Here is a 13,438-nt window from a genome sequence, read left to right as displayed (position 1 = left end):
CAGGCCGCCTTGCCTGGGGAAACGCTCTTGAATGGCAGGCAAAAGTCACCGGACGGGATCTCGATCCCGCCGCCCTGGTTTCCGAATTGACGGGACGGGTGGGGTTCGAGCTGCAAGCGAACGGAACCGCCCAACAGGCCAGCGTCAACCTGAACGCCCTGAATGGAACGCTTCGTCAACAGCCGCTGCGCGGCAAGGCCAGGGCGCAATGGTCCAGCGACGCGCTGCGCTTCGATCAGCTGGAAATAAAACTCGGCGCCTCGACACTGGATGCGCGCGGCCGATTGTCCCGGGACAGCGATCTGCTTTTCGCGCTCGGCATTCCGAACCTTGCGCAACTGTGGCCCACCGCCGCAGGCCGGATACAAATCAACGGGCGTTTCACCGGCACGCCAACGCGTCCCGCCCTGCGCCTGGACGCCACGGGCCGTGCGCTCAGACTGGGCGCGGCGACGCTCGAATCCGCGACGCTACGCTCGCGCGCCCTGGGACAGGGACGTAACCGCGTCACCTTGTCCGCCCGGAATCTGCACGCTCCCTCGACCGATCTGAGCCGGCTCAGGCTGACGCTGACCGCCGGTCTGCAGGGTGCGGTCGAGGCATCCTTCTCAGCCAGGTCCACGCACGGCAGCGCGCGCCTGGCCATCGACGGGCAATGGCAGGGCGGCCGACTCAAGGGACGGATCGCGCAATTCGAAGTCAGTCCCACCGGGGGCGCGGCCTGGCGCCTGCCCGCCCCCAGCGCCCTGACCGCGACCACGCAGGCAATCCAGCTCGCACCGACCTGCCTGACCGACACCGGGGACAGCCGTCAGCACCTTTGCATCGAGGGCACCGTCAGCCGCCAGGGGCCTTCTCCATTGGATATCGACGGGCACGGCATCCCCCTCGCCGTCCTGAATCCGGGCCTGCCGCAGGGCTATCTTCTCGCCGGGCGCCTGGACCTGAAGGCGCACCTGACCGGCACCTGGCAAACGCCCGACGCCACCGCCCGCCTGACCACGCGGGGCGCCAGCCTGCATACCCCGCGTCAGCAGCCGGCGCAGACCCTGGCCTTCGCCCTCGAGCCTCTGACCCTGCAACTTCAGAACCGGACTTTGTCCGTCGGACTGCAGGCGACGCTGCCGGCCTCCGGCCGTCTCGACGGCACATTGCAGGTAAACGGCTTCAACACGCCCCGCGCCTCCCTGCAGGGCAACCTGCGGGGTGAACTACCCGATCTCGGTTTTCTGCAAAGCTTTCCGCTACCGGTGGAAATCCGCTCCGGCTCGGCCAGCCTGGACATCAAAACCGCAGGCGCGGCCGACAAGCCGCGGCTCAGCGGCCAGGCCCGCGTCGACCGCCTCGCGTTCGTGCTGCCCCTGGCCGGCATCGACGTCACCGACGGATCACTCGATCTCACACGATCCACAACGACAAGCCCCTGGCGCACAAAGGGTTCGGCGCACTCGGGCAAAGGAACGCTCGAGTGGCAGGGAACCGTCGAGGGACTCGACGTCGCCCGTCCCCGGGCGCAACTCACGCTCAGCGGACACGATTTCGAAGCGCTGAACCTGACCGGCATCGAGGCCAGCGTCTCGCCCGACATGACCGTGGACCTGAACCCCGACCTGCTGAAACTGCGCGGCCGTCTCACACTCGATCGCCTCGATGTGCACGTGCGCCGCCCCCCGCCAGAAGCCATCAGCATCTCGCCGGATACCGAAGTGGTCGGCCGCCAGACTGAAAAACGCAGCCGCGGCCCCGCCGTCGATGCCCAGCTTGCGCTGGACCTGGGTCAGAACGCACACGTTTCAGCCTATGGACTGGTGGGGCAGATCGCGGGGGCATTGGAACTCAAACAACAGGGGGCACAGCCGCCGACGGCCGAAGGCGTTGTCACTCTGGACAAGGCCCGCTACCAGGGTTATGGCCTGGATCTGCCGATAACCAGCGGCCGGCTGTTGTTCGCCGGCCCCGTGGACAATCCCGGCCTGGATATCACCGCCGAACGCAAGACGGCCGACGTAACCGCCCGCCTGCACCTGACCGGAACCCTGCGCGAACCGGTTTCCCAGGTCAGCTCGGAACCGGCCCTGCCGCAGGAAGAGGCGCTGTCCTACCTGCTCACCGGCCACGGCCTGTCCGATGCCTCGCGCAGCGACGCCGCGCTGCTGGTCAGGGCCGTCGCCAGCCTGCACATGGACAGCGAAGGCGGCGGCCTGATGAACCGGCTGGAACAGCGCACCGGCCTGGATGAAATCTCGGTGCAGGGTGGCGAAAGCTTCGACCAGACCTCGCTCCTGCTCGGCAAATATCTCTCTCCGAAGCTCTATCTGAGCTACACCCAGGGCATGCTCAAACGCATGAGCAGCATCGGCCTGCGTTACCAGCTCACACCCCAGGTGCAGGTCCAGATCGATTCCGGCGAGGCGCAGGCCGCCGACGTGCTGTACCGTCTGCGATATTGAGGCGTGAGGCGTGAGGCGTGAGGCGTGAGGCGTGAGGCGGAGTGTACTTCCTTATCCCCCTAAAAAAATGCCCCGGCGATGCCGGGGCAAATCTGGAGTCGATTGATTGATAACCGCCCGTTCCCTCAGGCGGCTTGACGCACTGTCGTACTTGCTTGTCGTCGGCCCCTAGAACACCGCGGTGAGCTGCAGATCCAGGCGGTTGCCCATGGAATCCGCCACCGCTTCGGCATTGGTCCGTGCGGGGCCTGCCGGAATTTCGCTGGCATTCGGCACCTTCATGTCGCGGATCGCATAGTTCACGGTGAAGCGGGTGTTGTTGGACAGGAAGTACTGCCCGCCCACGGTCCAGGTGGTGAAGGTACGTTCCGCCGCCTTGTTGTTGGTCAGCGAGTCGTAGTAGTCGTACCGCAACTGCAGCTGGACGTTATGGGTCACGTAGAAACCACCCTGCAGGTAATCACCCCAGGCCCGGTTGTAGCTGTCCGGGTAAATCTTCCAGCAACCGGCGCCGGCACCGCTGGTGCAGGAAGCGTCCGCGAAGGGGCTGCCCGTCATGATCATGCCGTAACCGCCCATGTAACCGCCCTGAACAAAGAAGCCCATGGGACGGCGTTGATTGCGCGAAAACTCACCGCCAACCCCGAAACGCGCCATGTTGTAGTTGCTGTCGGAGAGGTTGCTGAGCTTGCGCTCACCCTGGTGGAACCAGGTCCACAGGCTGGCCTCGTTGCGGTACGGACCCGCGCCACTCAGGATATAGGCGCCCTTGACCATCGCGTAGGTGTCCACGCTGTTGGTGGTATTGCCCTTGGTGATCGGTGCGCCATTGCCGGCCATCACCGAGTAGCTCAGCTCCCAGGGGCCGAAGTCGAACCAGTTGAACACCTTGAGGCCGGTGTCGCGGAAAGCGTTCATGCCGGTAACATCAGTCTTGGAAAAGGTGTAACCAGCGGCTGCACTGCCGCCCAGCGTGGCCTTCGGGTCGATGTATTTTTCCAGGATCAGCTGCTGGGTGGCCGTGGTGAAGTTCACGAACGGCAGCACCGGAATACCGACCTGACTGGCCTCCAGCGGACCCGGGGTCTTTTGCGCCCCGAAGGAGATGCGCGCCACCTTCTTGAACCGGTTCCAGGTGACGAAGGCATCGGTGACCGACGGCGTTTGGTTGTTGAAGTAGGTCTGGCCGTTGTTACCCCATTCGGTAAGGATGAAGTAATCCAGGTCGTTGTCCAGCGGGGTCAGCGTACCGCGGACACCGATACGGGCACGGAACAGGTTGAAGCTGTTGGTGCTGTTAAGGTCGGGGCCGATACGGTTAAAGGCCGCCGTTGTGTCATTAAAGCCCGCCACCGGACCCAGCAGACCCGTCATTTTTTTGCCGTCGGTTACCGAATAGAGGGGCTGAATGAACCCCCAGACCTTGGCATGTGGCGACTGGCCGGGACGCGGGGTCGTGCCGTACAGCTGCATCCAGTTCGCGGCATTGGCCGACTGCATGGCGAACAGGCTCGCACCGGCAACGGCGGCGGTTAGTACGTGTTTCTTTATACGTTGGAAATTCACACGTGAATTCATGCTCCACTCCCCTTTGGTGTGGTGGATATAAGGGTTATTGGTGTTCGTAACCGATCAGGGCTTGATCAGGGTGTAGCCGTGCTGTTCCAGATCGATGATGCGTGCCGCACCGGCGGGCACGACCACGGCATGCGGATTCAGCTTGGGCTTGTAGCCGAGCTTTTTGGTGAAGGCGTGCAGGGTGTTGTTGCAGGCACTGAAACGGATATCGTCGCTCGCCACGAGGTTCGCGATGCGACCCTTGTTGACGTTGTCGGCCAGCAGCAGCTTGAGGCCGGGACCGAATGCGACGATCTCGATGTCGACATTGTCCGGACCGTAGTAGTTGGCCAGGTTCTTGGCGACGTTGAGCACCAGCGTCTGCTTGAAGGGATCGCGGTCGCTGAGCTGCAGAACGATATGGTGCTTGGCGAAGGGTTTGTTCTCGATCGGCGGCATCTGCACGGTGCTTGCCGCGAAGCTTCGCAGCGGTACGCCGACAGCGAATACACACAGGCACAGTGCGGCCAGGAAAGGATAAATGGAACGCCTCATGTTTCTTCTCCTCAGGCTGGATAACGAATTGTCGTTATGTTCGAGAGACCGGTTACCGCTCTCTCTTCCCCCTTTAAGAGGCGAGTGCATTCCCATTTATTCCATTTTTATGACCGTATTTTCCAAAAGTTAAAAAATAAGCAACTATTAATATAAAAAACTAACACGCGAGATACCGTCGTACGCAGCAATTTATATTTTCAAATTCATATCCCGACGTACGATGAAATCCGTGAAAATAACCGTTCCAGCCGGATATAAATGGAATATTCCCTCCTATTGCTGCATCCTTACGAACAGAGGAGGATGGAAATGACATTACTCTATGACCTGCTCGATCCCACCCGAAACCTTAAAAAACGGCTGGGTGAGGAGCGAGGGAGACTGTTTCGCATGGCCTATGCGTGGTGTTGCGAATCGGCCCTGGCCGACGACCTCGTCCAGGAGACCATGACCAAGGCGCTGCAGAATATCCACCAGCTGCGCGATCCGGAGCGGCTGCAGAGCTGGCTGTATGCCATTTTGCACAACTGCTGGCGCTCGTATCTGCGTCAGCTTCGACCGCAGGGTTCGCTGGACGAGGAAGTCCTTTGCTGTGAAGACTGCCCCGAGCGGGAAAACGACCGCCAGCAGATCATCAGCACCGTCCGCAACGCCATTGCCAAGCTGCCGCTGGGGCAGCGCGAGGTGGTCACCCTGGTCGATCTCAACGGCTTCACCTACGCGGAAGTCGCCGAGATACTGGAAATGCCCATCGGTACTGTGATGAGCCGGCTGAGCCGCGCCCGCCGCAGTCTGCAGTCGACGCTTGCCAGCGTCTATGAAGAATCCGTGCCCGTCACGAGCCGGATCAGGAGGATCAAATGAACCGCAAAACGACCACGGAAGACATGCGGCTTCACGCCTTTATCGACAATGAACTCGATGCGGCCGATCGCACCGAACTGCTTACCGATATGGAACAGGACGAGACGCTGCGCCTCCAGGTCTGCGACCTGCGCCGCACCAAGGAACTCGTCCAGCAGGCCTTCGACGTAGACGCCCTCCAGCCGCCACGCCGCCGCGTCCCGCGCCTTTCCTCGTCCTGCGGACGCTACGCCGTGGCCGCCACACTGGTCATCGGCCTGATGCTGGCGAGCTTTATGGGCGGCTGGTACAGCCGCCAGGGGCCGGCAGCGCAGATGCCGACCGGAGAGAATGGCCTGCACGGCATTTCGATCAGCCACACCGGCTACACGCAGCGCGATCGTGTACTGCTGCACATCGCCAGCGCCAGCCACGTGAAATTCGCCGAAACCCTGGATCAGGCCCAATACCTGCTCAAGACCTACAAGAAGGAAGGCATCAAGGTCGAGGTGATCGCCAACTCGGGCGGGCTGATGCTGCTGCAGAACAACGGCTCGGCGTATTCCAAGCGCGTCATGGACCTGATGAAAAAGTACCCGAACCTCAGCTTCGTGGCCTGCCACAATGCCATCAAGAATGCCGAAAAAGAGGGCGTCAAGGTCAACCTGATCAAGGACACCAAGATCGCCCCCAGCGCGATCGGCGAGATCATCAAACGCATGCGTCAGGGATGGGTTTACATCAAGATCTGACCCCTTTCCGCCGACGCAATCGCCTTGCCGTCAGGCCGGCCGGGGAACCCGGCCGGCCGATTCCGGTCTGTTGATTCGAGACAAACCCACCCCAGTCAGGACCGGAAGCATGTTCTTGATTCACAGACGCCACCTCAAGATGATCGCCCCCATCGGGCTCTTTTTGCTCGCCTTTGGCCTGCAGGCCTGTTCACGCGAACAGCAGTCGCAGTCCACGGTGCAGACCCCCGCCCAGCCCGCGGTGACCCAAACCGCCCCGGCCGCCACCGCAGCCCCGTCCACGCCCGCACGGCTGCCCAACTTCACGGGCCTGGTCGAAAAGGCCGCCCCGGCCGTGGTGAGTATCACCGGGGTGCGCACCCTCAAAGACAACGGCATGGCGGAACACCTGTTCCCCCAGCTGCCGCCGGACAGCCCGTTTCGCCAGTTCTTCAAACACTTCTTCGGTCCGCAGGGCCCCTCCGGCCCGCCGCAGAACGCCAAGGAACGCATCCTCGGTTCCGGCTTCATCATTTCGTCCGACGGCTACATCGTGACCAACCGCCACGTCGTGGTGGGTGACAGCGACCTCAAGGTGCGCCTGCATGACCGGCGCGTGTTCGATGCCAAGGTCATCGGCATGGACAAACGCAGCGATATCGCCCTGGTCAAGATCGATGCCAAGGACCTGCCCACCCTCACGCTCGGCGACTCCGCCAAGCTCAAGGTCGGCCAGTGGGTGCTGGCCATCGGCAGCCCGTTTGGATTCGACTACAGCGCGAGCCAGGGCATCATCAGCGCCCTGTCACGCAACCTGCCTGATGAAAACTACGTACCCTTCATCCAGACCGACGCCGCCGTGAACCCCGGCAACTCGGGCGGCCCGCTGCTGGACCTCTCGGGCCAGGTCATCGGGGTCAATTCCCAGATCTTCACCAAGTCCGGCGGCTTCATGGGCCTGTCCTTCGCCATCCCGATCAACGTGGTGAAGGACGTCATCGCCCAGCTCAAGGCGCACGGCAAGGTCAGCTACGGCTACCTCGGTGTGCTGATCCAGGACATGACCGACGCGCTCGCCAAATCCTTCGGGCTGTCCCAACCGGAAGGGGCGCTGGTCGCCAAGGTCGAACCCAAAAGCCCGGCGGCCGAGGCCGGCGTCAAACCCGGCGACATCATCACCGAGTTTGACGGCCATCCCGTCCACGATGCTTCGGACCTGCCCCCGCTGGTCGGCTCCACCGCGGTGGGCAAGCAGGTGCCGCTGGTCGTCCTGCGCGACGGCAAGCACCTGACCCTGCATGTCACCATTGCCGCCCTCAAGGAGCCCAAGAAGGTCGAGGAATCCTCCGCGGGCAACGGCTCCGCCCATCACGGCCGGCTCGGCGTCGCCGTGCAGGACATGAGCGCCCGGCAGCGGGAATCGGCCGGCGTGGGCGACCGCGGCGTGCGCATCGTCTCCGTCGACGGCAACACCCCGGCGGCCCAGGCCGGTCTCCAGCCCGGCGACATCATCCTGAGCTTCAATCGGCATGACGTCAGCGACAGCGAATCCTTCGCCAGACTGGTTCGCGAAGCACCGGCCGGACGCCCCATCCCCCTGCTCGTCCAGCGCGGCAAGCAGCCCATGTATCTGGCCGTCACCCTGCCGGCCAAATAACGGTACGGGACGGGCGGCATAGCCGCCCGTCCCTTTTTCCGCAATCCTCCGCAACGGGAAGCCCTCTCCCCGGTATCCTGATCCGCCCGCACCCCTCCTTCCCACCGTCTGCATTTCATTCAGCGCCATAACCGCTGAACACCGCGATCTTCCCCGACGAATCCTGCGCCCGGACCGGTCGCTCTTCATGCCCCCGACCGGCGGTTAAGTTTGATTTCAGTCAAATGTCTTATGGTTTCACACCAAAGTAACTCAGACGTTCAGCTTGAATTCAGACAAGCGATCTAGACTCAGTCTTAAAGCGGCCGGACCTCATATCCCGACCGCGGAGGATCCTAGTAATGAGAACAAAAACGCTCGGGATCGCCCTGCTTATTTCCTCTTTGCTTGGTGCGACCCTGCCAGCCTTCGCCGGCCCCGTCATGGGCAAGCCGGAACCCGGCCAGCCTGAGGTGGACCGCTCCCTCACCCTGTCTCAATTGGTGGAGGAGACCTACGCCCGCCTGCCGAACAACATCACGGTCGAGGCCCTGGCGACCCAGACCAAGGCGTTGCAGCGCCTGGGCCGCGGCTGGTTCGGCAACGCCCCTTCGGCCTACGGCAGCTACCGCAGCGACCAGCCCTACAAGGACACCGGCACGGTGGAAGGCGAGTTGGGGGTCGATCTGCCGCTGCCGAACTGGGGCCAGCGCAGCGCAGCCAAACAAATGGCCAACGAAGCCGCCCAGGTGCAGACGGCCCGCACCCGGGCATTGCGCCTGAACGTTGCCGGACTGGTCCGTGAAGCCATCTGGAATCTGCGCCTCGCCCAGAACCGTTTCCACTTCGCCGAAGACAGCCTCGAGGCCTCTCAGAAACTGTTCGATTCGGTGCAAAAGCGCGTGGCCAAGGGCGACCTGGCCCGCTCCAACCAGCTGCTGGCCAAGACCGACCTGCTGCAGAAAAAAGGCGAGTACACCCGCTCCGAGGCCATCCTGAAACAGGCCGAGGCCACCTTCGAAAACCTGACCGGACGCAAGCTGCCCCCAGCCGGCGCACGCGAGACGCAGAGCACGATCGACCGCATCACGCCCGAACATCCGTTGCTGGCGACGGCCCGGGCCCAGCTCGGGCTCGATACCGCCCGCCTGAAATGGACCCGCGCCAAGGGCGCCGGCAACGCCGTTCTGGGGCTCGGCATCCGGCGCGACCGCGCGGACCGCCAACTGCCCTATGACAACAGCGCCCTGATCACCCTGAGCATTCCGTTCGCCACCGGCGCGTATTCCGCGCCGGGCATCGCCGAGGCCAACATGGCCCGCAGCGAAGCCGCGGTCCATTACCGCCATCTCGAACACACCCTCGAGCTGGGTCTGATCCATGCGCGGCAAACCGTTACCGCCGATCGCGCCGAGCTGGACGCGGCGCGCGAACGCGCCCAGCTCGCCACCGAGTATCTCGACATGAACCGCAAGGCCTTCTCGGCCGGCGAGATCGATCTGTTCACCCTGCTGCGCATTCAGAGTGAAACGCAGGCTGCCCGTCTGGAGGCGGGTCAGCGCGCCATTCTGCTGCGTCGTGACACGGCCCGTTACAACCAGGCATCAGGAGTCCTCCCATGAACCGTTTACATCTCGCCGCGGCGCTGATCGCCGTCACGGTGATCCTCAGCCCCGCCGCGCGCAGCGCGGCCGCCGAACCGGTCAAGCTCAGCGAATCCCAGCTGGCCCAGCTCGAGGTCAAGACCGTCGCGCCCAAACCGGTCACCGACGTACCGCTGCCGGGCGCACCGGCACGAGTGCAGGTTCCCCCGCAGGCCGAGCGCGTGGTGGCCGCCCCGCGGGCCGGATTGATTACCGAAGTCCGCGTGGCCGAAGGCCAGAGCGTGAAACAGGGCCAGGTGCTGGGCGGCATCGAGAGCCCGGGGGTACTGGCCCTGCAGCGTGATTACCTGGACGCCCTGTCCGCCTACCATCTGGCCAAGGCGCAGTACACCCGCGACCAGGATCTGTTCAAGGACGGCATCATCGCCGAACGGCGCATGCAGGAAACCGAACAGGCCTACCGCGAGAAACAGAACGCTCTCGCCGCCGCCCGCCAGTTGCTGATGGGTGCTGGTTTCACCAAGACCGACATCAGCCGGCTGGCGAATACCCAGCGCATGTCGCCGATTCTCGAGGTACGCGCACCCATCGACGGGGTGGTGCTCAAACGCATGATCTCGCCGGGCGAGCGCGTCAACGATCAGCAGCCGCTGTACCACATCGCGGATATCTCCACCCTGTGGCTGGATATCTCCCTGCCGGCCGAACAGCTCGCCGGTGTGCGGGCCGACCTGCCGGTCACGGTGCCCGGTTGCGCGGTTCCCGCCCGCGTCATCCTGGTCGGCGCGGTGGTGGATCCGACCAACCAGACCATCATGGTCCGCGCCGCGCTGGACAAGCCCTGCGACCTGCTGCGTCCGGGGCAGGTGGTTCAGGCGCAGATCTACAGCCATCGCGACCAGCCGGTGCTGAGCGTGCCGCAGCAGGCCGTGGTCACCAATGCCGGCAAGGACTGGGTGTTCGTACGCGAAGGCAAGGGCTATGCAGCACAGCAGGTCCACCTGATCACCCGCGCCAATGACCAGGCATTTATCGAATCCGGACTTGATCCCAAGGCCCAGGTCGCCGTGACTGAAATCGCCACCCTCAAGGCTGCCTGGGTAGGGATGGGAGGCGAATAATGACACGCCTGATTCAATTCGCGCTGACCCAGCGGCTGCTGATGCTGCTGGCGGCGGTGCTGCTGGTGGGCGGCGGCTACATCGCATTCAACGGCCTGCCCATCGACGCCTTTCCCGACGTTTCCCCGACCCAGGTCAAACTGATCGTCAAGGCGCCGGGCATGACGCCCGAAGAGGTGGAGAGCCGCATCATCGCGCCGGTCGAGACCGAACTGCTCGGCATTCCGCGCCAGGTCATGCTGCGTTCCAAGGCCAAATACGCCATCGCCGACATCACCCTGGATTTCGAGGACGGCACCGACATCTACTGGGCCCGCCAGCAGGTGACCGAACGCCTTAACCAGGTGTGGGGCGACCTGCCCAAGGGCATCAGCGGCGGGGTGGCCCCCATCACCACGCCGTTGGGCGAGATGTTCATGTTCACCATCGAGGGCGGCAACCTGTCCCTGATGGAGCGCCGCAACCTGCTCGACTGGACCATTCGTCCGGCGCTGCGCACCGTGCCCGGCGTGGCCGACGTCAACGCCCTGGGCGGCCTGGTACGCAGCTTCGAGGTCGTGCCGGACGAGGCCAAACTGGCCGCACGCGGCGTGGCGCTGAACACGCTGCTCGACGCCCTGTCGGCCAATAACCGCAACGACGGCGCGGGCCGCATGAACGACGGCGAAGAGGCCCTGCTGGTGCGCTCCGAAGGCCGCATCAAGACACTGGATGACGTGCGCAACATCGTGGTCGCGGTACGCAACAACATCCCCATCACCGTCGGCGACGTGGCCGAGGTTCGCATCGGCGCCATCACCCGTTACGGCGCGGTGACCGAGGATGGTAAAGGCGAGGCCGTGGAAGGACTGGTGCTGGGCCTGCGCGGCGCCAACGCGCGCGAGGTGGTCGCCGGCGTAGAGGCGAAACTCAAGGAACTGGAACCGACCCTGCCCAAAGGGGTGAAACTCTCGGTGTTCTATAACCGCGGCCACCTGGTGGAACGCGCGGTGCATACCGTCACCAAGGCGCTGGAAGAGGCCATCATCCTGGTGCTGGTGTTGCTGTTGCTGTTCCTGGGTAACCTGCGCGCCGCATTGACGGTCGCGCTGGCTCTGCCGCTCGCGGCACTGATCACCTTCATCCTCATGCGATGGTTCGGCATGAGCGCCAACCTGATGAGCCTCGGCGGCCTGGCCATCGCCATCGGCATGTTGGTCGACGCCGCGGTCGTGGTGGTGGAAAACATCGTCAGCGAACTGGCCGACGAGGAACGCGCCAAGCGCCTGCCGCGACTGCACCTGATCTTCCGGGCGGTGCGCGAGGTCGCGCAGCCGGTCACCTCGGGCATGCTGATCATCATCATCGTGTTCCTGCCGCTGCTCACCCTGCAGGGCCTGGAAGGCAAGCTGTTCCGACCCGTCGCGCTGACCATCGTGTTCGCCCTGGCGGGTTCGCTGCTCATGTCGCTGACCATCATCCCGGTGATCGCCTCGCTGCTGCTGCGCAAGGTCTCGCACGAGGAGCCCTGGCTGCCGCGCAAACTGCATGGTCTGTACGAGCCCGCCCTGCACTACGCCCTGGCCCACAGCCGCATCGTAATCAGCGTGGCCCTGGTACTGCTGATCATCACCGGCATCGTCTACACCCGCATCGGCAAGACCTTCATGCCGACCATGGACGAGGGGGACATGATCGTGCAGCTCGAATCGCTGCCCTCGATCAACCTGCAGCACTCACTCGACCTGAACCTGAAGGTACAGCGCGCGCTGATGCAGCAGGTGCCGGAAATCACCCGCATCGTGGCCCGCTCCGGCGCCGACGAGATCGGCCTGGATCCCATGGGTCTGAACGAAACGGATACCTTCCTGGTTCTCAAACCGCGTTCCGAATGGAGCGTGGATTCCAAGGAGGCGCTGATCGAAAAGATCCGTGGCGTGCTCAAGCAGATTCCCGGTTACAACTTCGGCTTTACGCAGCCGATCGAGATGCGCGTTTCCGAAATGCTGACCGGCGTGCGCGGCGATCTGGCCGTGAAGATATTCGGCACCGACCTCGGCGAGCTCAACACCAAGGCCCAGCAGGTCGCACAATTGCTGCGCGGCATTCCCGGCGCGCAGGACGTGCTGACGACCGAGAACAAGGGCATGCAGTACCTGCAGCTCAAGATAGACCGGCTCGCCGCCGGGCGCTTCGGCATTTCGGTGGACCAGCTGGAGCAGGTCCTGCGCGCCCAGGTCGAAGGCATCCAGCTCGGCATCGTGCAGGAAGGCATCCAGCGCACCCCGTTGATCGTGCGCGCGCCGGCCAGCCTGCGTGATGCGCCCAGCGTATTCGCCGCACAGCGCATCGCTTTGCCCGACGGCCGGTTGGTGCCGCTGTCCATGCTGGCGCACATCCAGCGCGTGGAAGGCGTGGTGTCCATCGACCGCGAGCGCGGCAGCCGCTACACCGTGGTGCGCGCCAACGTGGAAGGACGCGACTTGGTGAGCTTCGTGGAAGACGCCAAAAAGCTGGTTGCCGAAAAGGTCTCGCTGCCCAGCGGTTACCACATCGAATGGGGCGGTCAGTTCGAGAATCAGCAGCGCGCCGCGAAGCGCCTGTCCATCGTGGTGCCGATCGCCATCGGCCTGATCTTCCTGATGCTGTTCTCCACCTTCGGCTCGGTTCGCCAGGCCATCCTGGTGCTGACCAACATCCCGTTCGCGATGATCGGTGGGGTGTTCGCGCTATGGATATCCGGCGCCTACCTGTCGGTGCCGGCCTCGGTGGGCTTCATCGCCCTGCTGGGTATCGCGGTGCTGAACGGCGTGGTGATGCTGACCTACTTCAACCAGTTGCGCGCCACCGGCATGGACATGGCGCGCGTGGTGGTGCTCGGCGCGACCCGCCGGCTGCGCCCGGTGCTGATGACCGCGACCATCGCCGCCTTCGGTCTGGTGCCGTTGCTGTTCGCCAC

General features: G+C 63.9%; 9 protein-coding genes. 7 read left to right on the top strand and 2 right to left on the bottom strand.

Annotation, left to right across the window (positions count from 1 at the left end; all coding sequences use genetic code 11):
- Nucleotides 1–2,450 (top strand): translocation/assembly module TamB domain-containing protein (locus tag P8Y64_10450; protein ID MEJ2060888.1); only part of this gene is annotated, 2,450 nt, incomplete at its 5' end.
- A 168-nt stretch (nt 2,451–2,618) separates the two neighbouring features.
- On the opposite strand, the gene P8Y64_10445 is transcribed toward P8Y64_10450, so the two are convergent.
- Together P8Y64_10445 and P8Y64_10440 are read right to left on the bottom strand one after the other, a co-directional pair.
- Nucleotides 2,619–4,028, bottom strand: coding sequence for a hypothetical protein (locus tag P8Y64_10445; protein ID MEJ2060887.1), 1,410 nt, complete (start codon nt 4,026–4,028; stop codon nt 2,619–2,621).
- Between the two features lie 54 nt (nt 4,029–4,082).
- Complete coding sequence (locus P8Y64_10440; GenBank protein ID MEJ2060886.1) at nt 4,083–4,562, bottom strand: DsrE family protein; 480 nt, start codon at nt 4,560–4,562, stop codon at nt 4,083–4,085.
- A gap of 312 nt (nt 4,563–4,874) precedes the next feature.
- Between P8Y64_10440 and P8Y64_10435 the strand changes: the two genes are divergently transcribed.
- From P8Y64_10435 to P8Y64_10410, 6 genes are all read left to right on the top strand, one after another.
- Entirely contained in the window at nt 4,875–5,429 is a 555-nt protein-coding gene (locus P8Y64_10435; GenBank protein MEJ2060885.1) for a sigma-70 family RNA polymerase sigma factor, read from the top strand.
- On the top strand, nt 5,426–6,160 hold the full coding sequence (locus P8Y64_10430) for a hypothetical protein (GenBank protein ID MEJ2060884.1): 735 nt from the start codon (nt 5,426–5,428) through the stop codon (nt 6,158–6,160). Before P8Y64_10435 ends, P8Y64_10430 begins: the two co-directional genes overlap by 4 nt.
- Before the next feature lie 109 nt (nt 6,161–6,269).
- Nucleotides 6,270–7,796 (top strand): DegQ family serine endoprotease, encoded by a 1,527-nt coding sequence (locus P8Y64_10425; protein ID MEJ2060883.1) that lies wholly within the window; start codon nt 6,270–6,272, stop codon nt 7,794–7,796.
- Nucleotides 7,797–8,137: 341 nt separating this feature from the next.
- Nucleotides 8,138–9,397 carry a TolC family protein gene (locus P8Y64_10420; GenBank protein MEJ2060882.1) on the top strand — a complete coding sequence of 420 codons (1,260 nt, stop codon included), beginning with the start codon at nt 8,138–8,140 and terminating at the stop codon, nt 9,395–9,397.
- Complete coding sequence (locus tag P8Y64_10415) at nt 9,394–10,500, top strand: efflux RND transporter periplasmic adaptor subunit (GenBank protein ID MEJ2060881.1); 1,107 nt, start codon at nt 9,394–9,396, stop codon at nt 10,498–10,500. The genes P8Y64_10420 and P8Y64_10415 overlap by 4 nt, the downstream gene beginning before the upstream one ends.
- Nucleotides 10,500–13,438, top strand: a 2,939-nt coding sequence (locus P8Y64_10410) for a CusA/CzcA family heavy metal efflux RND transporter (protein ID MEJ2060880.1), incomplete at its 3' end; no start/stop codon positions are given. The genes P8Y64_10415 and P8Y64_10410, both read left to right, overlap by 1 nt.

It is taken from the genome of Gammaproteobacteria bacterium (genome assembly GCA_037388465.1).
Lineage (GTDB): Bacteria > Pseudomonadota > Gammaproteobacteria > SpSt-1174 > SpSt-1174 > JARRKE01.
Note: the sequence above shows the minus strand (reverse complement) of the source record. Positions and strands in the feature narration are given on the sequence as shown.

Bases quoted from the DNA above. Each gene is read 5' to 3' on its own strand.
- P8Y64_10445 (MEJ2060887.1), bottom strand. From the start codon at position 4,028: ATGAATTCACGTGTGAATTTCCAACGTATAAAGAAACACGTACTAACC.
- P8Y64_10440 (MEJ2060886.1), bottom strand. From the start codon at position 4,562: ATGAGGCGTTCCATTTATCCTTTCCTGGCCGCACTGTGCCTGTGTGTA.
- P8Y64_10435 (MEJ2060885.1), top strand. From the start codon at position 4,875: ATGACATTACTCTATGACCTGCTCGATCCCACCCGAAACCTTAAAAAA.
- P8Y64_10430 (MEJ2060884.1), top strand. From the start codon at position 5,426: ATGAACCGCAAAACGACCACGGAAGACATGCGGCTTCACGCCTTTATC.
- P8Y64_10425 (MEJ2060883.1), top strand. From the start codon at position 6,270: ATGTTCTTGATTCACAGACGCCACCTCAAGATGATCGCCCCCATCGGG.
- P8Y64_10420 (MEJ2060882.1), top strand. From the start codon at position 8,138: ATGAGAACAAAAACGCTCGGGATCGCCCTGCTTATTTCCTCTTTGCTT.
- P8Y64_10415 (MEJ2060881.1), top strand. From the start codon at position 9,394: ATGAACCGTTTACATCTCGCCGCGGCGCTGATCGCCGTCACGGTGATC.